Genomic DNA, 22,943 nt, shown 5'->3' on the forward strand with positions numbered 1-22,943 from the left:
AACCGCCGCCCCCGTTTCGTCCTTGATGTGAGGGCCAGCCAAGATCACGTCACAAAGCGCCAGCCACGCCCTCCTCGTTTTCAGGATTGCAAGACAGGCGGATGGGGCATGCGCGAAGCGGCGGTTACGGCGAACGGAGTTTCTTTTTCACGATTTCTGATGAGGGCAGCCCTGCTGGGCTCCGTTGCCCTGACGACGATGACCGGGACCGGGCCGGTCACGGCTGTGCACGCGCAGGGCACGCAAACCCTGTCGCTGAACATCCGCGCCCAGAATCTGGGTTCGGCCCTGACCGCCTTTGCCGACAAGGCCGGGATCCGGCTTCTGTTTCCCTCGCAGCTTGTGGCCGGCAAGACGAGCCCTGCCCTTTCCGGCACCTTCAGCCGCGAACAGGCGCTGTCGCGGCTGCTGGCCGGCAGCGGCCTCGTCTATCAGTTCACCGATGCCGGCACGGTGACCATCTCCGATCCCGCTTCGGCATCGAGTGCGCCGCTCGATGCCAGCGGCGCCGTGGTTCTTGGAACCATCAATGTGAGTGGCTTGCAGAACGCCAGCCCGGCCGATGCGCCCTTCAGCACGCCGGCGCCAACGGCGTACATCAGCGGCGAGCGGATCGAGCGGTTCCGGGGAACCACCCCGTCCGACATGTTCACCGGCACTCCGGGCGTCCTGTCGGGTGAAGCGCGCAATGGCAGCGCCATAGATGTCAACATAAGAGGCATGCAGGGAATGGGGCGGGTGCCGGTCAGCGTCGATGGCAGCCTTTCCTCGGCAACCGTCTATCAGGGCTATCAGGGCGTCGGTAACCGCTCCTATATCGATCCGGACCTGATCGGCGGGATCAGCATCCAGAAAGGTCCGGGCACCGGCGCCTATGGCGGCATTGCCGGTTCCGTCAGCATGGAAACCCTCAAGGCCTCCGACATTCTTCTGGATGGCCGCAATTATGGCGTGCGCCTGAAAGGCGGCTTTGGCAGCAACAGTTCCGGCGTGCCGGCACTGAACACGGTGGGCGGGATGTTCTTTTCGCGGTCGAGGCCCGGAAGCGTTCTGGGGCCTGCCGATATGGGGCGCCCGGCCCTGCTGGAGCCGACACGCGGCTTTGGCAGCATCGCCGGCGCGGCGCGCGGAGAAGGCTACGAATTCGTCGCGGCCTATGCCGGACGGCGCAACGGCAATTATCACGCCGGCCGAAACGGCCCTTCCGCCGCAAGCTCGGAGGATGTCGGCCCCCGCTCGGTCTGCCGGGATTTCGGCGGCGGTTTTCTGTCCTGCACGAACTATCCCAGCTATTACGAGAACACCGGCGTTTCGCTCTACCGGGGCGGCGAGAAGGTGCTCAACACCTCCAGCGACACCGATTCATGGCTGCTGAAGGCAAAGTTCGATCTGCTTGAAGATCATTCCCTGGAACTGTCCCACACGGGATTCCGGAGCGATCACGGTGATATCCGCGCCTCCATCCTCTCCAGCCTGACGGCCGTGCAGGCCACGCAGCGCTGGACCTCCACCGCAGACGTGGACCGCTATTCGGCCCGGCATCGCTGGAACCCGGGTGACAACGATCTGATAGATCTGCGCTCGGGCCTGTGGCTGACCTCGCTCGATATCCGCAATCCCACCTCTGCCAGCAGCCGGACGGTGATCCAGATGGGGTTGCCCGATCCGCTCAAGACACGCGTTCTCGTCGGCACCGATACGCGGCAGTGGGGGGCCGATGTCTCCAACACCTCGCGATTTGGAACGGCTTTAGGAGACATATCGCTGAACTATGGGCTGTCCTATCTTCACGAAGACACCAGACCCACGGAACTCAGCCGCGTGCTGGAGGAATTCCTGCCGCCCAACGGCGTCCGCCACGAATGGCAGGGCTTCATGAACGCAAACTGGAAGCCGCTGGACTGGCTGACCATCGACGGCAGCCTGCGCTATCAGGATTTCTCGGCGCGCGACCGCAGCACGAAGGAAGACAGCGTTGCCAATTCCTTCGCCGGGCAGCAGCGGGGAAGAAGCGCCAGCGGCATCAGCCCGACCCTCGGCGTTTCGGTCGAGCCGGTTGAGGGCCTCCAGCTTTTCGCCCGCTATTCGGAAGCACTGCGCATGCCGGCGCTGGCGGAATCTTCGGCGCTGGCTGCGACCTTCGTCGCCCCCGGTGTGCGGCCGGAGCGTGCCCACAACTGGGATGTCGGCGTCAATTATCAGGCCGGCGACGTGTTGTTTGCCGATGACGATCTGAAGCTGAAACTGGGCTGGTTTCACAATGACGTCGATGACTATATCGCCCGGCGCATCGTCAATGTGACCACGAGTTTCGGCACCAATTATGACGGGCCGGCCGTGGGCAATATCGCCCGGGCGAAGTTCGAGGGCATCGAGTTCTCCGGGCACTATGCGCTCGGGGGCCTGAAGTTCGAACTGGGCGCCTCCTATTACACCGACATGGCATTCTGCCCGGAATCGGGGGTCTGCCAGAGGAGTTCGCTGTATGGCGACTATGCAACCAACCATGTGCCGCCGAAATACACGACCTCGCTGACGGCATCGCATAAATTCCTCGACGATGCACTGACGCTGGGAGCGCGGGCGACGCATGTGGGGCCGCGCACCATCAGGGCGGATCAGCCGACGGCGCAGGGCGCTGCACCCTTCATCGTGCCGGTGGACTGGCGGCCCTATGTGCTGGTCGATGTTTTCGCCTCCTATGAAATCAGCGAAAGCCTGAAGGCCGATTTCAGGATCGACAATGTGGGAGACGTTCACTACGTCGACCCGCTGGGGCTGGCCAATATTCCGGGACCGGGCCGCACCTTCTGGGCCTCGCTGAGCGCCAAATTCTGACAGGCGCGGCCGGGCTCGGTGAATCCGGGCCTGTTGAAGATTGCCCGGCGCGCTGCCATTTTCGACTGTCAGGTGGTTGACGCTGCAGGATAAGCAGCGTTTGTGCCTGTCTGACGCGATCAGGATGGCAGCAGGGAATGATGACGCAGGCGCGGATTGCGGGCTCACCGCCGGGGGTGGACACGGTGGCTGACACGGGGGCTGACACCGGGTCGGAGAAAGGGGCGGACGTTTCCACCCCCGCCCTGTTGCCCGAAATGCAATATGATGAGGCGCTTGCGCATGAGCGGGCCATGCTGGCCGCGGCGGATGGCAGCCCCGGCATGGTCTGGTCGCTGTGGCAGACCGGAACCTGCATCGTCGTGCCGCGCAGCCACACGGTTCGCCCCGGCTTCGGGGAAGCCGTCGCCGCCTCCGCCGCGCGCGGCTTTCCCGTTCATGTGCGCGATACGGGCGGCGGGGCCGTGGTTCAGGGTGCTGGCGTGGTCAACCTGTCCATGGTGTTTTCGATCGGGCCGCAGGTGCGCGAACGCATCGGAACCAGCTACCGGGTGCTGTGCGAGCCGGTCATGGCCATGCTGCGCGCAAGGGGCATCGAGGGTGCGTTCCGCTCCATCCCCGGCACCATGTGCGACGGCATCTACAACATCGTCGTCGGCACCCGCAAGCTCGCCGGAACGGCGCAGCGCTGGCGCAATCTGGGGCGCGGACGGCCGGGCGAACATGCGGTTCTGGCCCATATGGCGCTGTTTGCCGATCTCGATCATGTCACTGCCGCAGCCGCGATCAACGCGCTCTATGCCGATATCGGCATCGACAGCGGGATCGAGGCCCCGACCCACATCAACTGGGCCGAGATCGAAACCGGGTCCGGCAAGGCGGTGGCGGTGGCACTTGCCGAAGAGCTCGACCGCGCCTGCCAGGCGATCGATCTGGAAGCGCTGCTTGACCGCCTCGCAAAAGCGCAGGCCGCCGGCTGAACGCACATTCCGGGACCGAACAATCTCCCGGAATATGCCGGCAGGAGAAGGACCTGTCGGTGGCCGCGCGGTTGCGATCATGATAGGGACGACGCAGGAATCGTCGAAAGCCAGTTACTGATAAGAAAGACGTCAAAATGGGTGAAAGCGTGAATCTGAGCGTCGAGGCACTGAAAGGCCGGGTGGAGACCATTTTCCGCAAGGCCGGGCTTTCGCAGGATCACGCTTCCACGCTTGGCGCGGTGATCGTTGCGGGCGAGCGGGATGGCTGCAAGTCGCACGGTGTCTACCGCATCGAGGGCTGCCTGCGCACGGTGAAGGCCGGCAAGGTGGTGCCCGACGTCAAGCCCGTGCTGCGCGACGACGGATCGGCGGTGGTGCGCGTCGAGGCCGGCGGCGGCTATTCCTGCGCCGGCTTCGAACTGGGCGCGCCGGTCCTTGCCGAACGCGCTAAGAAGCTCGGCATCGCAGCGCTCGTCATCAACGATTGCACGCATTTCTCGGCCCTGTGGCCGGAGGTGGAAAGGCTCGCCGCGCTGGGTGTGGCGGCGATCGCCATGTGCCCGAGCTATGCCACGGTCGCGCCTTCCGGCGGCAAGGAACCTTTGCTTGGCACCAACCCGTTCGCCTTCGGATGGCCGCGCGTCGATCCGGCCCAGCCCTATGTGTTCGACTTCGCCACCAGTGTGGCCGCGCGCGGCGAGATCGAGCTGTACCGGCGTGAAGGCCGGCAACTGCCCGAAGGATGGGCGGTCGACAGCGAGGGCAGGCCGACCACCGATCCGGAGGCTGCGCTGGCCGGCGCCATGCTGCCCTTCGGCGGCCACAAGGGCTCTGCCATCTCGACCATGATCGAATTGCTGGCCGGCACCATGATCGGCGATTTCACCAGCAGCGAGGCGCTTGATTTTCTAGGCACCACCACGCTTGCCCCGCGTCACGGCGAACTGATCATCGCCATGAGCCCGCAGCGTTTTGCCGCCGGGCGTCCGGGCGATCCGTTCGCCCGCGCCGAGGTGTTGCTGGAGGCCATCGCCGGACAGGGCGCGCGCCTGCCTTCGCAGCGCCGCTTCGCGGCGAGGAAGCGCACCTTGTCAGAGGGCATCACCCTCACCGCCGCCGAGGCCGCGCAGCTCAACCGGCTGGAAGCGCTGGGGCTCGATGCCGTAGCCTGATGCCGATAAAAAAGCCCTCCGCCGGAGGGCTTTTTTTCTGGCAGTTTCCGTGATGCCGGTTCAGGCGGCGTTGCGCTCCGCAAGGCCGGACTGCTTCGACCAGCCCTCATACCAGTCGTCGAACAGCTTCAGCTGCGTTTCCACGAAGCCGCGCTGACTGGCGCTCAGCGCATCGCTCTCGTTGAAGTGGAGTTCGTATTCCGGATTCCCTTTCAGCACCATCAGGTGCTTGAAATAAAGCACCAGATCGGGGCCTTCGTCATAGGCGGAGAGCACGGCGAGCGCCTGTTCCAGTTCCTGCGCAAGCCGGCGCGCCCCGACATCGCCCTTCGCCGCCGCCTGACACAGCGACACCAGATGCAGCACCTCGCGCGGCAGCACGCAGCCGATGCCGGTGATGGCGCCGGTGGCGCCGCAATTGACGAAGCCGTGGAAGACGCAGGTGTCGACGCCCACCATCAGCGTCACCGCATCGCTGCCGCTGGTGATGTTTTCGGCGGCATAGGTCATGTCGGCGGCACCGCCGAATTCCTTGAAGCCGACGAGGTTCGGATGCTCGGCCCTGAGCGCGAAGAACAGATCGGCGCGTGTGGCGAAGCCATAGTAGGGGCTGTTGTAGATCACGGCCGGCAGGTCGGGAGCTGCCGACAGCACCGCCTTGAAGTGATTGCGCTGCGCGGCCGGCGAAGGCCCGCGTGACAACAGGCGCGGAATGACCATCAGGCCCCTGGCGCCCACCTTCTGCGCGTGGGCGGCATGGGCCGCAGCACTTGCCGTGTTGACCGCGCCTGTGCCGACGATGACCGGCACGCCCGCCTTCACCAGACGCTCCACGCCCTCCATGCGCTCGGCGTCGGTCAGCAGCGGCCAGTCGCCCATCGAGCCGCAATAGACCACGGCCGACATGCCGGTGGCGATCAGGTCCCTGCCCTTGCGCACCAGCGCCTCGAAATCGGGTTTGCGGTCGGGGGTGCAGGGGGTCATCAGCGCCGGCATGCAGCCGGAAAAGATCTGCGCATTCATGAGGGTTTTCTCCCTATGCCGGATTGGATGGCTGCCACAATATCATTTGTATTTTATTTGTCGACAAGAAATTACGCTGTACAAAAATGCATCGGTGCAAGCCGTTTCGGTGAAGGCGGGCTGAGGTGGAGTGCTGGCTACAGCGCTACGGGCCTGCGGCGGTCGCGGGCGATCATGTCCTGTATCTGGCGCACGATCTGGTCGGCATGGGCGCTGGCCAGCCGGTCGGATTCGGCCACGTCGCGCGCCCCGATGGCCGCGATCATGTCCTCGTGCTCATCCACATAGCGGCGGGGCAGATGGTCGTCGAAGGACGAATAATAGACGCGCAGAATGCGCCGTCCCTCATCCAGCAGGCGACAGAACAGGCCGGTGTAATAGGGATTGCGCCCCGCCTCTGCGATCGCGGCATGGAATTCGCGGTTGGTGGCGATCATCGCCAGCGCATCATGCGCCTCGACCGCGCGGGTGAACTCAGCTTGCCGCGCGCGGATGATCTCCAGATCGTCCTCGGTGCGGAATTCGGCGGCCAGCCGCGTGGTCACGCGGTACATCAGCGTCAGCGCGTCGAAAAAGGTGTGCAGGTTTAGGAAGTCGATGCTGGAAACCACGGTCGAGCGGTTGGGCAGCGTCGTCACCAGCCCTTCGGCCGCCAGCCGCACCAGCGCCTCGCGGATCGGCGTGCGCGACATGGAAAGCCGCTCGGCAAGCTGCACCTCGTCGATGGGGCTGCCGGGCGCCAGCCTCAGGTCGAGAATGTCGTCGCGCAGGATTTCATAGACGCGCCTGACCCCCTCTCCGCGCTTGCGCTCCGCCTGTGATGTCTCCGTTTTCTCGCTCATGCCGCCACCTGTTGTCGACATGACGAATACTGGTTTCACGCCTCGCCTTCAACACAGCACCCGGCCGCCATACCTTCGGACACGATATAAACTTGATTATTTTAATCATATTATGTAGTAAATCGGCTGATATTGCAGTCGGATTCCCCATTACGGGCGAGAGAATGCAAGAAATGGCGATTTATGGACAACCGCATCCCTGAGCAGGGAATGACCCTCAACGATCTCGTGCGCCTCGGCGCCGAGCTTGCGCTGGGCGTCGAGCCGGTCGATGTCGGCCCCCGGATCATGGAAACGCCGATCTATACGGGAAGGCTGCTGGCGCTGGAGGTGCAGCCCGGCCTGACGCTGAGCGCAAGTGACGTGACCTATGCCAGCAACCAGAATTTTGCCGTCGAGATGGAGCCGGCGCTGGTCTGTGGCATCCTTCTAAGCGGCGGGCCGGTGACCTCCATGGTGGAAGGCTACGGGCGCTTCGTGCGCTATCCGCAGCAGGCGACGCTGATGGGTTTCAACGCGCCGCTTCGCTATTCGACGCCGCTCCGGCGGGGCGCGCATTTCACCTCTGCCGGCTTCGTGCTGCGGCCTTCCTTCTTCGAGCGGTTTGCCGATGGCGTTGCCGACGACGGGTTGATGGCGCTGCGGGAACTGATGGAGGGCGGCTTCCGCACGGGCGTCATCTCGCATTCGCCCCTGATCACCGAAATCGCCAGACTGTGCCTCGACCATCCCTATACGGGGCAGCTCGAAAGACTGTTTCTGGAAAGCAAGGCGCTGGCCTTCGTGATCGAGGCGGCGCAGGCGCTGAAGGATGAGCGCCGGCTTGTCGCCCTGCTCGGCCGCCGCGAATATGACCGGGTGATGCATGCGCGCGAAATCCTCGACGCCGATCTCGTCGCCACGCCCACCACCATGGAGCTGTCGCGCCGGGTCGGCATCAACGTCACCTCCCTGCAGGCCAACTTCAAGACGGTGTTCGGCAAGACCATTTTTGCCCATGTGCGCGAGCAGCGGCTGATGATGGCCAAGGTCCTGCTTCAGGAGCACCGGCTGTCTGTCGCGGAAGCCGGGCGGCGGGTCGGCTTTTCCCGGCCCTCGGCCTTCAGCGCCGCCTACAGGAAGCATTTCGGCCATCCGCCGCGCGCGGAATTTCAGCCCGCGCGCTCCATGCATGTGATCTGATCGCCACCCGATCTATTGGGTTTCGCGAATGTTTGCCTGCGTTTCGCGAAAGTTGAGTGCTGGTATCAGGAACAGGCCGGCCGGTATTCATAGCCCCTGTTCGCAAACTCCGGGGCATCTGCATGAACACCATCACGCGCACGCGTCTGATTTCCACCACCGCACTGGCTCTGCTTGGCGCCGGTTTGCCGGCGAAGACGGCTTTCGCGCAAACGGCCGATGCGCCTCTGGTGCTTGCGCCGATCGTGGTCACCGGCACCAAGCGCCCGCAGGACGATGCGAAGCTTCCCGTCGCCACCACCATCCTCGACCAGAGCAACGTGCCGCCTGCGACGCTCGATCCGATCACGGAAATCGCCCGCCAGTCGCCTGGCACGAACTTCCTCGATTTCGGCCGCTTCGGCGAAAGCTACATGACCATGCGCGGCCTCAGCACGCTGGGCACGGCCATGAATTCGCTCGACAGCGTCATCGGCATCTCCGTCGATGGCGTGCCGACCACGCTGTCGGGCATCGGCGCGCCCATCCTCGACATGGAGCGGGTCGAGGTGCTGAAGGGGCCGCAGGGCACCACCTTCGGCCGCAACGCCTTTGCCGGTGCGATCAACATCGTCAGCAAGCCCGCTGACGGCACCCGCGAAACCATTCTCAGCAGCGAGCTGGGCTCCGACGGCCATGCCTTCCTCGAAGGCACCACCGGCGGCTGGCTGCTGGAAAACGTGCTGGCCGGGCGCGGCACGCTGCGCTTCCAGAATTACGATGGCGACGTGCCGAACCCCATCACCGGCCAGAAAGAGGGCGGCGCGCAGCTGGGGGCCGGCAAGGCCTCGGTGCGCTACACGCCGGACGATACCCTCACCATCGACCTCAGCGGCGGCTTCTCGAAGGAAACGCGGCACAATTCCGCCTTCGTGTGGCTGGAATCCCCCAATTTCCCGGAGAGCGGCGCGGATGTGCGCCCCGACAACCGCCAGCAGGTCGCCAATGGCTCCCTCAAGGTGGCCAAGGAATTCGAGCCGTTCACGCTCACCTCTACGACCAGCTATCAGGACGTGAAGATCCACAACAAGGGCGACTTCACCGACGCCTTCATCTTCAGCCGCATCACCGGCCTGCCGCCGGCCTATTTCAACGACCACAACGCCGAGAAGGTGGATCTGAACGACCGCGAGCGGGTCTTCAATCAGGAGGTGCGCCTCAACTCGAATGAGGGCTCGACGATCCAGTGGGTGGCCGGCGCCAGCTATTTCAGGTCGGACTACACCAGCTACCGCATTCAGAACGCCGGCATGTATGCGCCGACCATGAACGGCACTTTCGACAACCGCATCGAAAGCCAGACGGTGGCGGCCTTCGCCGATGCCAGTGCGCCGCTGGGACAGGGCTTCAATCTGTCCGGTGGGCTGCGCGTGGCCCACGACCGCCAGAAGCTGGACGCGCTCTATGTCTCCAACGGCTTTCCGGGCACGCTGCCGGCCTTCCAGCAGGACAACACATTCAGCGACACCTATGTGACCGGGCGCATGGCGCTGTCCTATGAGTGGAACGACCGGGCCATGAGCTATGTCTCGCTGGCGCGCGGCTATTCCTCCGGCGGTTTCGAGAAGACCACCTCCTATGCCGGTTACGGACTGGTTACCGAGGCCTTCCTGCCGGCCACGTCATGGACCTATGAGATCGGCACCAAGGCCGAGATCAACGACAGGCTGCGCGTCAGCGGCGCCATCTTCTACAACGACGTCAAGGACGGGCAGGTTGTCGGATTTGATACGAACACCTCCCTGCCCTTCATGACCAACCAGAATTTTGAAAGCTATGGCATCGAGGCCAATGTCGACGCCACGCTGGCCGAGGGGCTGGAACTGACGGTCGGCGGTGCGCTGATCGGGTCGCGTCTCGTCGATGTGTCGGCAACTTCGCTGGGCCTTGGCGCGCTGCCGGGCAACGAAGTGCCGCAGGTGCCGGGGTTCTCCGCCAATGTCGGGCTCTCCTACCGCTTCCTGGCGGATGCGGTGGGGCTGCCGGGCGAGATCACGCTCAGCGGCACCTACCAGTATGTCGGCACCCGCTATGCCGACATCCAGAATGCCGCGAAGATGGACGACTATCACATTCTCAATGCGGAGATCGGCTGGGAAAAGGACAATTTCCGCATCTACGCCTTCGGCCGCAATCTGCTCGACGAGCGCCCGCTGTCCTACGCCTTCACCTATCCGGCGCTGATGCCGGGTGGCCAGAGCGGAACCACCGCCTATTTCGGCCGTGGCCGGGTGGTCGGCATCGGCTCCTCCGTGCGCTGGTGACGGCGCGCGATCCGCACACGGGGCAAGTGACATGATGTCTTCCTGCAACCCGGTCGCCCTGTCGCGGGGTGGCCGATGAGCGCGCGTTTCCAGCGGACCATGATGAAGGCCCTCGGGGCCACCGATCACATCATGACGGTGCTGACGGTGACGGACCTGACGCCCGGCTACCGGCGCATCCGCTTTTCGGCCCCGACCATGATCGACGGCCGCGAGACCCCCACCGCCTCCTTCGTGCGGCTGTGGGCGCCGGACCCGGACGATCCGGACAAGGTCCACCAGCGCGGCTACACGCTGGTGGAGCCGGATGCTGAAAAGGGCGAGGTGAGCTTCGACTTCGTGCTGCACCAGCCCATGGGACCGGCCTCGGCCTGGGCCGCAGCCGCGCAGCCCGGCGACACCATCGCGGCCTCCTACTACATGTTCCACAAGTTCGAGCCGCCGGAAAACCCGGAGGGCTATCTGCTGATGGGCGATCCTGCCGCCCTTCCGGCCATCAACGCCATCCTCGAAGTGCTGCCGCCGGAGGCCGACATCGTGGTCATCCTTCAGGCGCATCTGCCCGAGGATCGCGATATTCCGGTGACGCCGCATCCGGGCGCCGGGGTGATCTGGACCGGGCCCGGCACCAATGCGCTGGCCGAAGCGGTTCCGGTGCGCGACTGGTCGAACTGGTATGCCTGGGTCGCCGCCGAAAACGCCGCGATCAAGGTGCTGCGCGCCACGCTCAACCAGACCCACGGCTTTCCACTGACCGACATCAAGCATGCCGCCTACTGGATCAGGGGCAAGGCCATGCGGCTGCGCAAGGAAAGCGGCGTGGCCGAGCCCGAGCGGGCCCCCGTCGCGCCGCCGCCGGCCGAGGCGGTGGCCGCGCGCGAAGCCGCGCCTGCAAAGCCCCGCTGGCGCTCGCAGCGCGGACAGGAGCTTCTCGATTCCCTGCGCTGGAAGCTGCGCGCCGCCGGCCTGTTGCAGGCCATCATCTCGCTGATGCAGCTTGCGCCGCTGGTGCTGCTGGCCGAGCTTGGCCGCCGCCTCCTTGGCGGAGAGAAAAGCTGGGATGCGCTTTCGCCGCTGATCATCTGGGCGGTCGTCCTCTATGGCGCGGCGGCGACGCTTTCGGCGGTGCTGATGCTGTGGCTTCACATGGTCGATGCCGGCTTCGGCCATACGCTCAGGCAATCCATCATCGCCAAGCTGGCGCGGCTGCCGCTCGGCTGGTTCACCGACCGCAACGCCGCAAGCGTGCAGCAGGCCGTGCAGGAGGACGCCGGGCGGCTGCACTACATGGTCACGCATGCCGTGCCGGACATCGTCGCCGGCATCGTCACGCCGGTAGCGGCCATCGCCTATCTGTTCACGGTCGATGCGGCGCTGGCCGGGCTGCTGTTCGTGCCGCTGCTCGCCTTCGTCTTCCTGTTCGCCAACATGATGCGCGGCGTGGCCGACAAGCTGGTGCAATATGCGAACTGGACCAAGCGCGCCAATGCCGCCGCCGGCGCCTTCATCGACGCGCTGCCGGTGGTGCGCGTGTTCGGCGGCGACGGGCGCTCGGTGCGCTCGGTGCTTGAGGGACAGGCCAGTTTCATCAATGGCTGGCAGCGGCCGATGGCGGGGCGCAAGGTGGCGGCCCAGCTTTCCATCCAGCCGCCATCCTTCCTGCTGCTGATCGTGGCTGTCGGCAGCTGGCGCATCATCTCCGGGCGCATGGAGGCGGCAGACCTCCTGCCGTTCCTGTTCCTCGGTACCGCCTTCGGGGCGCAGATCACTTCCGTTCTCTACGGCTTCGTGCCGATGCGCGAGGCAAGGCAGGCCGCGCGGCGCATCGGCGATCTGCTGGAGGAAACCGAGCTCGACCGCAGCCGTTCAACCGGCGTCATCCCGCCGGGGCCGCTCGGGCTGCGCTTTGCGGATGTCAGCTTCGGCTACCGGCCGCGCAAGCCGGTGCTGAAATCCATCGATCTCGTTCTGGCGCCCGGCACGCTGACCGCACTCGTCGGCCTGAGCGGCGCCGGCAAGTCGACGCTGGCCGGCCTGCCGGGGCGTTTCCACGATGTGACCGAAGGCAGCATCCGGCTGACTACAGGCGATGGAGAGATCGACATCCGCGACGTGACGCCGGAGGCGCTGCAACGCAGCGTCGGCTTCGTCTTTCAGGATGTGCGGCTGATCAGGGGGTCGCTGAAGGACAACATCGCCCTCGCCCGCCCCGGTGCCTCCATGGCCGAGATCGAGGATGCGGCGCGCGCGGCACAGATCCACGAGCGGATCGTGGCCGCCCCGCGCGGCTATGACAGCATCGTCGGGGATGAGGTGCGCCTGTCCGGCGGCGAGGCGCAGCGCCTGTCGATCGCGCGCGCCCTGCTTGCCGATCCGCCCATCCTCGTGCTCGACGAGGCGACGGCCTTCGCCGATCCCGAGTCCGAGCATCTGGTACAGAAGGCGCTCGGCGCGCTCATCGGCCGGCGCACCGTTCTGGTGGTGGCGCATCGCCTGCACACCATCGTCCATGCCGACTGCATCGCCGTGATGCAGGACGGGCGCATCGTCCAGCGCGGCCGCCATGAAGAGCTGCTCGTCCGCCCCGGCCTCTATCGCGACCTGTGGCAGGCCGGCGAAAAGCGGCCACCCGAAACGAAGGCGCCCGAAACGAAGGCCCCCGAAACGATGGCCCCGGAAACGATGGCTCCCGAAACGATGGCAGTAGAAGGCAAGGCATCATGATCGTCGCCTCCCTGTTTCCGCCGCAGGCACGTGCCCGCCTTCCGCTGTTCACGCTTTTCGGCCTCACGGCGGCGGTGCTCAGGGCGCTGTCGGCGCTGCTGCTCGTGCCGCTGCTGGGCAGCCTGTTTTCGCCCGAACCGCGCGGGGCCTTGCCGTGGCTCGCCGCGCTGGCCGCCTGCGTGGTGGCCGGCTGGATGCTGGAACGGCGCATGGTTGTGCGCGCCTTCGATCTCGGCCTTGCCATGATGATGTCGATGAACACGCGCCTCGTCGACCATCTGCTTGCCGTGCCGATCGGCTGGTTCGGCACCGGGGAGCAGGAAAAGGCAAAGCGGGCGCTGGCGGGTGCGGTTCCGGAGCTGTTCGCCAGCACCGTCAATTTGGGCACGCAGGCGCTGATCTCGATCGCGCTGCCGCCGGCCATCGCGCTCGGCCTGCTGTTCGTGGCGTGGCCGCTGGGTGTCGCGGCGCTCATTGCCGTGCCGCTCCTGTTTGGCGCGCTGCTCGCGGGAGGCGGCTTCATCCGCCGCGCGGAAGCCGACTTCTCCGCCGCTTCCGGCGAGGCCGCGGCCCGCACGGACGAGTTTGCCCGCAACCAGCTCGTGCTGCGCGCGGCCGGGCGCACCGGCACCGCCGGCACGCCTCTGGGCGAAGCCATCGAGGCCCAGAAGGCGAAGAGCCTGCGCCTGATCTGGTTCACCGTGCCCGGCACGCTGCTGTTTTCGCTGGCCATGCAGGCCACGCTGGTGGCGATGATCGCCATTCTGGCGCTGATGTATGCGCAAGGGTCCATGGATGCCGCCCGCACCGTGGCGCTGATCGTGGTGGTGCTGCGCTTTCTGGAGCCGCTGAACACGCTGTCGGATCTGTTCGTGGCGCTGGAATCGACCCACGCGGCGGCGCAGCGCACGCTGGCCGTGCTCGACGTTCCGGCCCTGCCGTCGCCGGCGCGCGATGCGGTGCCGCAGGCACCCGCAATCGCGTTCCGCAACGTGCATTTCCACGCCAACGGCAATCATATTCTGGACGGCATCAGCTTCGATGTGCCGGAAGGCAGCACGACGGCGCTGGTCGGGCCGTCGGGATCCGGCAAGAGCACCATCCTGTCGATGATCGCGCGCATGCATGACGTGAGCGAGGGCGAAGTGCGGGTCGGCGGGCACGATGTGCGCGCCTATGCGCCGGCGACCCTGATGGACCAGCTATCCATCGTGTTCCAGAACGTCCAGCTGTTCGAGGGCGGCATTGCCGAGAACATCCGCCTTGCGCGCCCGGCTGCCACCGAGGCCGAGTTCATGGAGGCCGCGAAAGCCGCCTGCGTCGACGAGATCGTCGAGCGGCTGGGAAGCTGGGATGCGCCGGTCGGCGAAGGCGGCGGCAACCTGTCGGGCGGCGAGCGCCAGCGCGTCAGCATCGCCCGCGCGCTTCTGAAGAATGCGCCGATCCTGCTTCTGGACGAAGCCACCAGCGGTCTCGACACCATGAACGAGGTAGCAGTTGCCGCAGCGCTCAGCCGTTTCGGCCATCGCACCGTGCTGGTCGTCGCGCACCGGCTGGAAACCATCGCCCGCGCCGATCATGTGGTCTTCGTCGAAGGCGGACGCATCGTAGAGGCGGGCGAACGGGAGGCGCTGATCGCCGCCGGCGGCCGCTTCGCCGCCTACTGGAGCCATCGCCGCAGCGCCCGCGACTGGACCCTCGATCATCAGGATAAACCCCGATCCTGATGGTCAGCTGTGCCGCAGCCCCGGGTCCGGGGCTGCGGCATTTCCGTGCGGTCAGCGCACCACCAGAACAGGCAGCGTGGTGTGTGCCAGAACCTCGGAGGTCTGGCTGCCCAGAATGAGCCGCGCGGCTCCGCGCCGGCCATGCGAGGACATGACGATCAGGTCGCAGCTTTTCAGTTTCGCCGTGCGCACGATGGCCTCGGCGGGATGGTCGTCGATCTCGTGCAGCAGATCCACCACGACGCCATGTTCGGCGGCGCGCTCCTCGATCGAGCGGAAGCGGTTCTTCATCTCCTCGTCGATCTGCTGGTCGTAGCGGCCGATCGGATCGGCGATGCCGCCGATGGCGGCGGCGCGTGCGGCTGCGGTGTCCAGAGGCTGCGACACGCTCAGCACCGTCACTTTCGCTCCCAGCGGGCCGGCGAGGGCAAGGCCCTGCTCGATGCCCCTCGCAGCCAGTTCGGACCCATCGGTCGCAATAAGGATATGCCTGTACATCTTCACCCTCGCTTTTGTTGCGTGATCTGCGGCCGTCATATGATCAGGGTTTCTCGACCCGCGCCACCTGATAAGTCTGCATGGTTCCGTCCTGCATGATCGAGACATATTCCCCGGTGACGAAGCTTTCCTCGCCGAGGCGGAAGCCGATCTCATTGTCGGCGTCGCCTTCCTCATAGTCGAAATACCATTGTCCGCCGGGCTTGCGCCGCAGGCGGCCGATGCGCTCGTCGCCATCATCGGAAAAGCGCCGGACACGGCAGAAGGCCTGATGGGTCTTCCATGTGGCGGCGTCGAGGCGGCCGGCCTCGTCCAGCGGCACGAGAAGATCATAGCCCTCTTCGCGGTCGCCCTGCGGGTGGCCTGCGGTCCGCGCGAGAAGAAGTCTCACGTGGCGGAAGTTCGGTGTCAGGTCCTTCAGTGCCGTCATGCTCTGGTCTCCTTTTCTTCCACAATGCCGGGGCTTGAGCACCTTGCCTTGATACGGATCAAGAAAACAGAGAACGACTATTGTCGCGGATGACAATAACGTCTTTGCGCCACAGTTACTGTTACAGGATATGTGCTATAGGCGAATCGCCGGAGCGGCCTTTCCATGCTGCGGCTGAATCAGGTCCCGTCAAATCAGGCCGGCTCCGCCCGCCATAAAGAACGAATCCCGATATCGTGACGACCATCCTCTCCTACCAACGCTACACCGTGTTCGTGAGCGTCGCGCTCATCACATTCGCATCGCTCGCCGGGGCCGCGCTCTACAGCAAGTGGCTGCTTGTGCCCGCCGTCATCGCCGGCGCGCTGTTCCTGCTCGGCGTGCACGATGTGCGCCAGCGCCGCCATTCCATCCTGCGCAACTATCCGGTGGTCGGGCATCTGCGCTTCCTGCTGGAAAGCTTCCGGCCGGAAATCCGCCAGTACATCATCGAGGGCGACCATGACGAGGTGCCGTTCAGCCGGCAGGATCGCGGGCTCGTCTACCAGCGCGCCAAGGGCGTCGAGGACAAGCGTCCCTTCGGCACCATCGAGAACGTCTATGGGTCCGGCTATGCGTGGCTGACCCACTCGGCCACGCCCGTCACCATCGCCGATACGGATTTCCGCGTCCGCATCGGCGGCTCGGCCTGCCGGCAACCCTACAGCGCCAGCCTCTACAACATCTCGGCCATGAGCTTCGGCTCGCTGTCGGCCAATGCCATCCTCGCCCTCAACACCGGGGCCCGCAAGGGCGGCTTCGCCCACGACACCGGCGAAGGCAGCATCAGCCGCTATCACCGTCAGGGCGGCGGCGACCTCATCTGCCAGATCGCTTCCGGCTATTTCGGCTGCCGCAACGACGACGGCAGCTTCTCGCCCGAGAAATTCAGGGTGCTGGCCGCCGATCCGCAGATCAAAATGATCGAGATCAAGCTGAGCCAGGGCGCCAAGCCCGGCCATGGCGGCATGCTGCCGGCCTCCAAGATCTCGCCGGAAATCGCCGAGGCGCGCGGCATCCCCATGGGCGTGGACTGCGTTTCGCCGGCCGCCCACAGCACCTTCTCCACGCCCATCGGCCTGATGCAGTTCATCGATCAGCTGCGCACCCTTTCCGACGGCAAGCCGGTCGGCTTCAAGCTGTGCATCGGCCACCGGCGCGAATTCATGAGCATGGTCAAGGCCATGCTAGAAACCGGCATCATGCCCGACTTCATCGTGGTCGACGGTGCGGAAGGCGGCACGGGCGCTGCCCCGGTGGAATTCGCCAACCGCGTCGGCATGCCGATGCTGGAGGCGCTGACCTTCGTGCACAATACGCTGAGGGGCGCCGGCATCCGCGACGAGATCAGGATCGGCGCGGCCGGCAAGATCATCACCGCCTTCGACATCGCGCGCACGCTGGCGCTGGGGGCCGACTGGTGCAATGCGGCGCGCGGCTTCATGTTCGCCATCGGCTGCATTCAGGCGCAGGCCTGCCACACCAATTGCTGCCCGGTCGGCATCGCCACCCAGGACAAGGGACGCCAGCGCGCCATCGACGTGGGCGACAAGAGCGAGCGCGTGGCCCGCTTCCACCGCAACACCATGAAGGCGCTGGGCGAGATCGCCGGTGCAGCCGGCCTCACCAATCCGAGCGACTTCATGCCCTACCATTTCATGTTCCGGCAGAAGGACAACGAGTTCCTCGACGGCAACGAGGCCTATCCCTACCTGCCGGAAGGCTTTCTGGTGGCGGGCAAGGAAATTCCCGAGCTTTCCGAATGGTACAGCCGCTGGGACCGCGCCAACGCGCAATCCTTCGCGCCGCCGGAAATCCCGCACGGACCGTTCCAGAGGCGCAGGGCCGCCTGATACCCCTTCCCGCGATTTGCGCTGCAATGCGGCGTGCCTGAAAGGGCGTGCCAAACAACAAGACCTCGCCGGCTGGCGAGGTCTTTTCTGTCTGGTGCCCGGTTGTTTTCAGGAATCCCGGTTGCCGGCGGCGGAAACCTGCTTCGCCGAAAGGAACATCAGCGTCGAGGCAACCGTGCGGCGGTCCCAGCCGGCCTGTTCGGCCCGGTCGAGAAGGTCTTCCAGCAGGGGCAGGAATACCTTCCGGCATTCCGTTTCATGCGCCAGAAACGCACCGGCCGGCTGCGTTGGCGGTGGAACGTGGTCTGAAAGCTGCATTGTCGTCACATCGTCCTGCGACCCGTCGGTGACGGCCCGCCCCCTTTTCAGGGGAAGCGGGCCTTTCACGACCGGATCAGAAGTCCATGCCTCCGGCGGGCATTGCCGGGGCGGCTTCCTTCTTCGGCTTCTCGGCGATCATGGCCTCGGTGGTGACCAGCAGGCCGGCGACCGAAGCCGCATCCTGAAGCGCCGTGCGCACCACCTTGGCCGGGTCGATCACGCCCTGCGCGAACAGGTCGCCATAGTCGCCGGTCTGGGCGTTCCAGCCGTACGAGAACTCCGGCTTCTCGCGCAGCTTGCCGACGATGATGGACCCTTCCGCCCCGGCATTCTCTGCGATCTGGCGCACCGGCGCCTCGATGGCCCGGCGCACGATCTCCACCCCGTGCTTCTGGTCCTCGTTGTCGGTCTTCACGCCGTCCAGCGCCTTCGCGGCGCGCAGCAGGGCAACGCCGCCACCCGGCAGGATGCCCTCCTCGACGGCCGCGCGTGTGGCGTGCAGCGCATCGTCGACGCGGTCCTTCTTTTCCTTGACCTCCACTTCCGTGGAGCCGCCGACGCGGATGACGGCAACGCCGCCGGCGAGCTTCGCCAGCCGCTCCTGAAGCTTCTCGCGGTCGTAGTCGGAGGTCGTTTCCTCAATCTGGGCCCTGATCTGCTTCACCCGGCCCTCGATGTCCTCCTTCCTGCCGGACCCGTCGACGATGGTGGTGTTCTCCTTCTCGATGACGATCTTCTTCGCGCGGCCGAGCATCTCCAGCGTGACGTTCTCCAGCCTGATGCCGAGATCCTCGCTGATCGCGGTGCCGCCGGTGAGGATGGCGATGTCTTCCAGCATGGCCTTGCGGCGATCGCCGAAGCCCGGAGCCTTGACGGCGGCGATCTTCAGGCCGCCGCGCAGCTTGTTGACCACCAGCGTGGCCAGCGCCTCGCCCTCCACATCCTCGGCGATGATGAGCAGCGGCTTGCCCGATTTGACCACCGCTTCGAGCACGGGCAGCAGGGCCTGAAGGTTGGACAGCTTCTTCTCATGGATGAGCACATAGGGCTCTTCCAGCTCCACCCGCATCTTCTCCTGATTGGTGATGAAGTAGGGCGAGAGATATCCGCGGTCGAACTGCATGCCTTCCACGACTTCCAGCCCGGTCTCGGCGGTCTTGGCTTCCTCGACGGTGATGACGCCCTCGTTGCCGACCTTCTGCATGGCCTCGGCCAGGAAGCGGCCGATTTCGGTGTCGCCATTGGCCGAGATGGTGCCGACCTGCGCGATCTCGTCGTTTTTCGTGATCTTGCGGGCATTGGCCTTCAGTTCGGCCACCACCGCATCCACGGCCTTGTCTATGCCGCGCTTCATGTCCATCGGGTTCATGCCGGAGGCGACGGCCTTCGCGCCTTCCCTGACGATGGCCTGCGCCAGAACGGTGGCGGTGGTGGTGCCGTCGCCGGCCAGATCGTTGGTTCTGGAGGCAACCTCGCGCACCATCTGCGCGCCCATGTTCTCGAACTTGTCCTCAAGCTCGATCTCTTTGGCGACGGAAACGCCGTCCTTGGTGATGCGCGGCGCGCCGAACGACTTGTCGATCACCACATTGCGGCCCTTGGGACCGAGGGTGACCTTCACCGCATTGGCGAGAATGTCGACGCCGCGCAGCATCTTCTCGCGGGCTTCGGTGCTGAATCTGACTTCCTTGGCAGCCATTGGATCACTCCTTCATTAGGCAGCTTACTTTTGACTGGTTGATGGGGACTGGTTGATGGGACTGGCTGATGCCGGAAGAAGCCGTCAGGCGGCCTTCTTCACGGCGGCGGTCTCCTCGATCACGCCCATCACGTCGCTTTCCTTCATGATCAGCAGGTCCTCGCCCCTGAGCCTGATCTCGGTGCCGGACCATTTGCCGAACAGGATGCGGTCTCCCACCTTCACGTCGAGCCGGACCAGCCTGCCGCTTTCGTCACGGGCACCGGGACCGACGGCGATGACCTCGCCTTGCTGCGGCTTTTCCTTCGCGGTGTCGGGGATGATGATGCCGCCGGCCGTCTTTTCGTCGGCCTCGATGCGGCGCACCAGAATGCGGTCATGCAGGGGACGGAACGTCATGTCTTTGTTCTCCTCTCACGGACAAACGGACTGCACCGTTCCACCCGGATCGTGCGAAGCGGAACGGCACGCGCGACCCTTTCCGGCGCCGCGCGGCTATCGATCTGGTTTCGCGGATTTCGGCTTTCAAGAGGTGTCGGCAAAAATTTTGGCACTCGCAGCACATGATTGCTAGTGCCATGAAATCACGATGTTTTTTACACCGGGAAAGCTTTTCGATCTTGAATTTGAATGGTGTTCGGCCACACTGTGAAGGTGTGGGTGGAACGGTGCCGGCGGCAGCGCGCAAGGGAGGTTACGAAACAGGCCCGCCTTCAGCCCGGCGTCACCCGCATCCGACCGTCGCCTTGCGACCGGGGCAGGCGCGGTCCGGTCACGCACTCCCAGACAGGCATCCCCGGACATGCGCAAGGATGTAACAATGGCAACCACGGCACGCAGCGATTTCCAGCTCCAGATGATGGGCTACGGCCTGACCACGGCCGAAATCCATTACCATCTGCCCGATCACCCTTGCCTGCTCCAGCTCTATATCTGGCAGGAATACGATCTGGCTCCGCATTTCCCCGAGCTGAAGAGCTTCCTCGATTACTGGGCGCGGGAGCTGGATGGCCCGCTGCACTCGGTGCGGGTTGCCCATCACCACCTGATCACGCCCGCCGAGTGGCGCGCGGTGGACAGGGAGATCTCCATTCACTGAGGGCAGACCCCGAGCGGGATCACCGAGGGCTCTCCCCTGATTTGGTGCGAACCTGCCGCGACCGGCAAGCCGGATCGCCGACATGAGCAGCCCATATCGTCCACATTGTCCGCTGGCCGGTCCAGCGGGCAATATGCTTAGGTCCACGCCATCTCCTTCCCGTTGACGCCGCATATGTAAGAGATAATTCTAATCATGCGGCGATCCGCAGGATTTCATCCCTGTATGAGGGTCCGGGCTTGCAGGAGAATGCCGCCAATTCCGGACGCTGCCAGACTTCGTGATCCATCGGGCATCGTGCTACCGGGCATCGATCCACTTCCTCAACGCGTTCTGGCGGAGCAGAAAATGAACATGGTTTCCCTTTCCCGGCGCACCCTTTTCAAGGGTTCGGCACTTCTGCTGGCCTCAACCGCCCTGCCCCGGCTCACCTTCGCCCAGAGCGGCAGCCGCCTCGTCGTCGCCGCCGATTCCGAGCCGCGCAATCTCAACCCGGCCATCGTCGCCTCGAACGGCGTTTTTTTCGTCGCCTCCAAGGTCATCGAGCCGCTGGCCGAAGCCTCGTTCGATGGCGAGGGCGGGCTCGCACCGCGCCTCGCTACATCATGGGAAGGCTCGGACGACGGGCTTTCGGCCACCTTCAAACTGCGCGAGGGCGTGAAGTGGCATGACGGCAAGCCCTTCACCTCGGCCGACGTCGCTTTCTCCGCCCTTCAGGTGTGGAAGCCGCTGCAAAACCTCGGCCGGCTGGTGTTCGCCAATCTCGAAGCCGTCGACACGCCGGACGACCACACCGCCGTGTTCCGCTTTGCGAAGCCGACGCCGTTCCAGCTCATCCGCAACGCGCTGCCGGTGGTGTCGAGCGTGGTGGCGAAGCACATCTTCGAGGGCGAGGCCGACATTGCTGCCAGCGAGGCCAACAACAAGCTCGTCGGCACCGGCCCGTTCCGCTTCGCCGAGCACCGTCCGGGCGAATATTACCGGCTGGAGCGCAACCCCGATTACTGGGGCGAAGGCGAGCCGAAGCTCGACGAGATCATCTTCCGCGTGCTGCCCGACCGCGCGGCGGCGGCCGGCGCGCTGGAAGCCGGCGAAATCCAGCTTGCCGCCTTCAGTCAGGTGCCGCTGACCGACCTCGACCGCATCTCGAAGGTGCCGGGCATCGAGGTGTATTCCAAGGGCTATGAGGCGCTGACCTATCAGCTTGGCGTAGAGATCAACCACCGCCGCGCGGAACTGGCCAACGTCAGGGTGCGGCAGGCCATCGCGCACGCCATCGATCGCGATTTCGTGGTGCGCACCATCTTCCTCGGCTATGCGGAGACGGCCACCGGCATCGTGCCGAAGAACGCGCCCGAATTCTACAATGGCGAGGTGCCGCTCTATCCGTTCGACGTGGACAAGGCCAACGCGCTGCTCGACGAGGCCGGCTATCCGCGCAAGGACGGCGGCACCCGCTTCGCGCTGCGCCTGCTGCCGGCGCCCTACTTCACCGAGACGCGCCAGTTCGGCGACTATCTGCGGCAGGCGCTGGCCGCCGTCGGCATCGATGCCACGGTCGTGAACAACGACGCCGCCGCGCACCAGAAGGCGGTCTACACCGACCACGATTTCGACCTCGCCGTCGCGCCCACCGTGTTCCGCGGCGATCCGGCCATCTCCACCACCATTCTGGTGCGCTCCGGCACACCGGCCGGCGTGCCCTTCTCCAATCAGGGTGGCTATGAGAACAAGGAGATCGACGCGCTGATCGACAAGGCCGGCGAGACGGTCGACACCGCCGCGCGCACCGCGCTTTATAAGCAGCTTCAGGTGCTGGTGGCTGAAGACCTGCCGATCATCAACGTGGCCGACTGGGGCTTCATCACCGTGGCAAGCTCGCAGGTGAAGAACGTGTCCAACAATCCGCGCTGGGCGGTTTCCAGCTGGGCCGACACCGAACTGGACGCGTGACAGGTCACGGCCTGCCCCGCCGGACCATTTTTTCGGTGGGGCATGGAACTTCGATGGTCGCGCATGAAGCACCCCTGCCCTTACCCCTCCACAAGGGGCCGGCCTCTCGCTACTCCCTCTCTCGCGGGAAGGGATCAGTGGTGGAGAGATGCTGCGGGCCGCTTCCGCCGAAGCCCGAACCGATGTGGAGCAGCGGGCGTCCTGACGAACGCAGCGCCGCTGCTCCAGCTTGTTTTCCCGGGTCGTATTCGTGCCAC

At 65.2% G+C, this 22,943-nt stretch carries 17 protein-coding genes; 10 read left to right on the forward strand and 7 right to left on the reverse strand.

What is annotated here, in order from left to right; translation table 11 throughout:
* The first annotated feature begins 159 nt into the window (after positions 1–159).
* From AC5XE7_RS03695 to AC5XE7_RS03705, 3 genes are all read left to right on the forward strand, one after another.
* Complete coding sequence (locus AC5XE7_RS03695; protein ID WP_495364847.1) at positions 160–2,838, forward strand: TonB-dependent receptor; 2,679 nt, start codon at positions 160–162, stop codon at positions 2,836–2,838.
* A 137-nt stretch (positions 2,839–2,975) separates the two neighbouring features.
* Complete coding sequence (locus AC5XE7_RS03700; protein ID WP_495364848.1) at positions 2,976–3,818, forward strand: lipoyl protein ligase domain-containing protein; 843 nt, start codon at positions 2,976–2,978, stop codon at positions 3,816–3,818.
* A gap of 137 nt (positions 3,819–3,955) precedes the next feature.
* Positions 3,956–4,993: an Ldh family oxidoreductase gene (locus tag AC5XE7_RS03705; protein ID WP_495364849.1), complete on the forward strand. Its 1,038-nt coding sequence runs from the start codon at positions 3,956–3,958 to the stop codon at positions 4,991–4,993.
* A gap of 60 nt (positions 4,994–5,053) precedes the next feature.
* Here AC5XE7_RS03705 and AC5XE7_RS03710 read toward each other — a convergent pair whose 3' ends face one another.
* Positions 5,054–6,016: a dihydrodipicolinate synthase family protein gene (locus tag AC5XE7_RS03710; RefSeq protein WP_495364850.1), complete on the reverse strand. Its 963-nt coding sequence runs from the start codon at positions 6,014–6,016 to the stop codon at positions 5,054–5,056.
* A 137-nt stretch (positions 6,017–6,153) separates the two neighbouring features.
* Positions 6,154–6,858, reverse strand: coding sequence for a GntR family transcriptional regulator (locus tag AC5XE7_RS03715; protein WP_495364851.1), 705 nt, complete (start codon positions 6,856–6,858; stop codon positions 6,154–6,156).
* Positions 6,859–7,041: 183 nt separating this feature from the next.
* Here AC5XE7_RS03715 and AC5XE7_RS03720 point away from each other — a divergent pair, with 183 nt between their 5' ends.
* The 4 genes from AC5XE7_RS03720 (at position 7,042) to AC5XE7_RS03735 (ending at position 14,794) form a co-directional block, all read left to right on the forward strand.
* Positions 7,042–8,040 carry a helix-turn-helix domain-containing protein gene (locus tag AC5XE7_RS03720; RefSeq protein ID WP_495364852.1) on the forward strand — a complete coding sequence of 333 codons (999 nt, stop codon included), beginning with the start codon at positions 7,042–7,044 and terminating at the stop codon, positions 8,038–8,040.
* Between the two features lie 122 nt (positions 8,041–8,162).
* Positions 8,163–10,343: a TonB-dependent receptor gene (locus AC5XE7_RS03725; protein ID WP_495364853.1), complete on the forward strand. Its 2,181-nt coding sequence runs from the start codon at positions 8,163–8,165 to the stop codon at positions 10,341–10,343.
* A 75-nt stretch (positions 10,344–10,418) separates the two neighbouring features.
* Entirely contained in the window at positions 10,419–13,067 is a 2,649-nt protein-coding gene (locus AC5XE7_RS03730) for an ABC transporter ATP-binding protein/permease (protein ID WP_495364854.1), read from the forward strand.
* Positions 13,064–14,794 (forward strand): ABC transporter ATP-binding protein, encoded by a 1,731-nt coding sequence (locus tag AC5XE7_RS03735; RefSeq protein ID WP_495364855.1) that lies wholly within the window; start codon positions 13,064–13,066, stop codon positions 14,792–14,794. The genes AC5XE7_RS03730 and AC5XE7_RS03735 overlap by 4 nt, the downstream gene beginning before the upstream one ends.
* A 51-nt stretch (positions 14,795–14,845) precedes the next feature.
* Here the strand turns inward: AC5XE7_RS03735 and AC5XE7_RS03740 are convergent, their stop codons facing one another.
* Positions 14,846–15,292 (reverse strand): universal stress protein, encoded by a 447-nt coding sequence (locus AC5XE7_RS03740; protein ID WP_495364856.1) that lies wholly within the window; start codon positions 15,290–15,292, stop codon positions 14,846–14,848.
* A 43-nt stretch (positions 15,293–15,335) separates the two neighbouring features.
* Entirely contained in the window at positions 15,336–15,722 is a 387-nt protein-coding gene (locus AC5XE7_RS03745) for a hypothetical protein (protein ID WP_239801572.1), read from the reverse strand.
* A 236-nt stretch (positions 15,723–15,958) separates the two neighbouring features.
* On the opposite strand from AC5XE7_RS03745, the gene AC5XE7_RS03750 reads away from it, so the two are divergent.
* Complete coding sequence (locus AC5XE7_RS03750; RefSeq protein WP_495364857.1) at positions 15,959–17,614, forward strand: FMN-binding glutamate synthase family protein; 1,656 nt, start codon at positions 15,959–15,961, stop codon at positions 17,612–17,614.
* Between the two features lie 108 nt (positions 17,615–17,722).
* Here the strand turns inward: AC5XE7_RS03750 and AC5XE7_RS03755 are convergent, their stop codons facing one another.
* From AC5XE7_RS03755 to AC5XE7_RS03765, 3 genes are all read right to left on the reverse strand, one after another.
* Positions 17,723–17,932 (reverse strand): hypothetical protein, encoded by a 210-nt coding sequence (locus AC5XE7_RS03755; RefSeq protein ID WP_495917642.1) that lies wholly within the window; start codon positions 17,930–17,932, stop codon positions 17,723–17,725.
* A gap of 76 nt (positions 17,933–18,008) precedes the next feature.
* Positions 18,009–19,634: a chaperonin GroEL gene (gene groL / locus AC5XE7_RS03760; RefSeq protein ID WP_495364859.1), complete on the reverse strand. Its 1,626-nt coding sequence runs from the start codon at positions 19,632–19,634 to the stop codon at positions 18,009–18,011.
* Between the two features lie 84 nt (positions 19,635–19,718).
* Entirely contained in the window at positions 19,719–20,033 is a 315-nt protein-coding gene (locus AC5XE7_RS03765; RefSeq protein WP_495364860.1) for a co-chaperone GroES, read from the reverse strand.
* 421 nt (positions 20,034–20,454) lie between these two features.
* On the opposite strand from AC5XE7_RS03765, the gene AC5XE7_RS03770 reads away from it, so the two are divergent.
* Together AC5XE7_RS03770 and AC5XE7_RS03775 are read left to right on the forward strand one after the other, a co-directional pair.
* Entirely contained in the window at positions 20,455–20,733 is a 279-nt protein-coding gene (locus tag AC5XE7_RS03770) for an usg protein (protein ID WP_495364861.1), read from the forward strand.
* 348 nt (positions 20,734–21,081) lie between these two features.
* Entirely contained in the window at positions 21,082–22,686 is a 1,605-nt protein-coding gene (locus AC5XE7_RS03775) for an ABC transporter substrate-binding protein (RefSeq protein ID WP_495364862.1), read from the forward strand.
* Positions 22,687–22,943 lie beyond the last annotated feature (257 nt).

The organism is Aquamicrobium sp. YD-1-mutant5 (assembly GCF_059509755.1).

Bases quoted from the DNA above. Each gene is read 5' to 3' on its own strand.
- AC5XE7_RS03695 (WP_495364847.1), top strand. From the start codon at position 160: ATGAGGGCAGCCCTGCTGGGCTCCGTTGCCCTGACGACGATGACCGGG.
- AC5XE7_RS03700 (WP_495364848.1), top strand. From the start codon at position 2,976: ATGATGACGCAGGCGCGGATTGCGGGCTCACCGCCGGGGGTGGACACG.
- AC5XE7_RS03705 (WP_495364849.1), top strand. From the start codon at position 3,956: ATGGGTGAAAGCGTGAATCTGAGCGTCGAGGCACTGAAAGGCCGGGTG.
- AC5XE7_RS03710 (WP_495364850.1), bottom strand. From the start codon at position 6,016: ATGAATGCGCAGATCTTTTCCGGCTGCATGCCGGCGCTGATGACCCCC.
- AC5XE7_RS03715 (WP_495364851.1), bottom strand. From the start codon at position 6,858: ATGAGCGAGAAAACGGAGACATCACAGGCGGAGCGCAAGCGCGGAGAG.
- AC5XE7_RS03720 (WP_495364852.1), top strand. From the start codon at position 7,042: ATGGACAACCGCATCCCTGAGCAGGGAATGACCCTCAACGATCTCGTG.
- AC5XE7_RS03725 (WP_495364853.1), top strand. From the start codon at position 8,163: ATGAACACCATCACGCGCACGCGTCTGATTTCCACCACCGCACTGGCT.
- AC5XE7_RS03730 (WP_495364854.1), top strand. From the start codon at position 10,419: ATGAGCGCGCGTTTCCAGCGGACCATGATGAAGGCCCTCGGGGCCACC.
- AC5XE7_RS03735 (WP_495364855.1), top strand. From the start codon at position 13,064: ATGATCGTCGCCTCCCTGTTTCCGCCGCAGGCACGTGCCCGCCTTCCG.
- AC5XE7_RS03740 (WP_495364856.1), bottom strand. From the start codon at position 15,292: ATGTACAGGCATATCCTTATTGCGACCGATGGGTCCGAACTGGCTGCG.
- AC5XE7_RS03745 (WP_239801572.1), bottom strand. From the start codon at position 15,722: ATGACGGCACTGAAGGACCTGACACCGAACTTCCGCCACGTGAGACTT.
- AC5XE7_RS03755 (WP_495917642.1), bottom strand. From the start codon at position 17,932: ATGCAGCTTTCAGACCACGTTCCACCGCCAACGCAGCCGGCCGGTGCG.
- groL (WP_495364859.1), bottom strand. From the start codon at position 19,634: ATGGCTGCCAAGGAAGTCAGATTCAGCACCGAAGCCCGCGAGAAGATG.
- AC5XE7_RS03765 (WP_495364860.1), bottom strand. From the start codon at position 20,033: ATGACGTTCCGTCCCCTGCATGACCGCATTCTGGTGCGCCGCATCGAG.
- AC5XE7_RS03770 (WP_495364861.1), top strand. From the start codon at position 20,455: ATGGCAACCACGGCACGCAGCGATTTCCAGCTCCAGATGATGGGCTAC.
- AC5XE7_RS03775 (WP_495364862.1), top strand. From the start codon at position 21,082: ATGAACATGGTTTCCCTTTCCCGGCGCACCCTTTTCAAGGGTTCGGCA.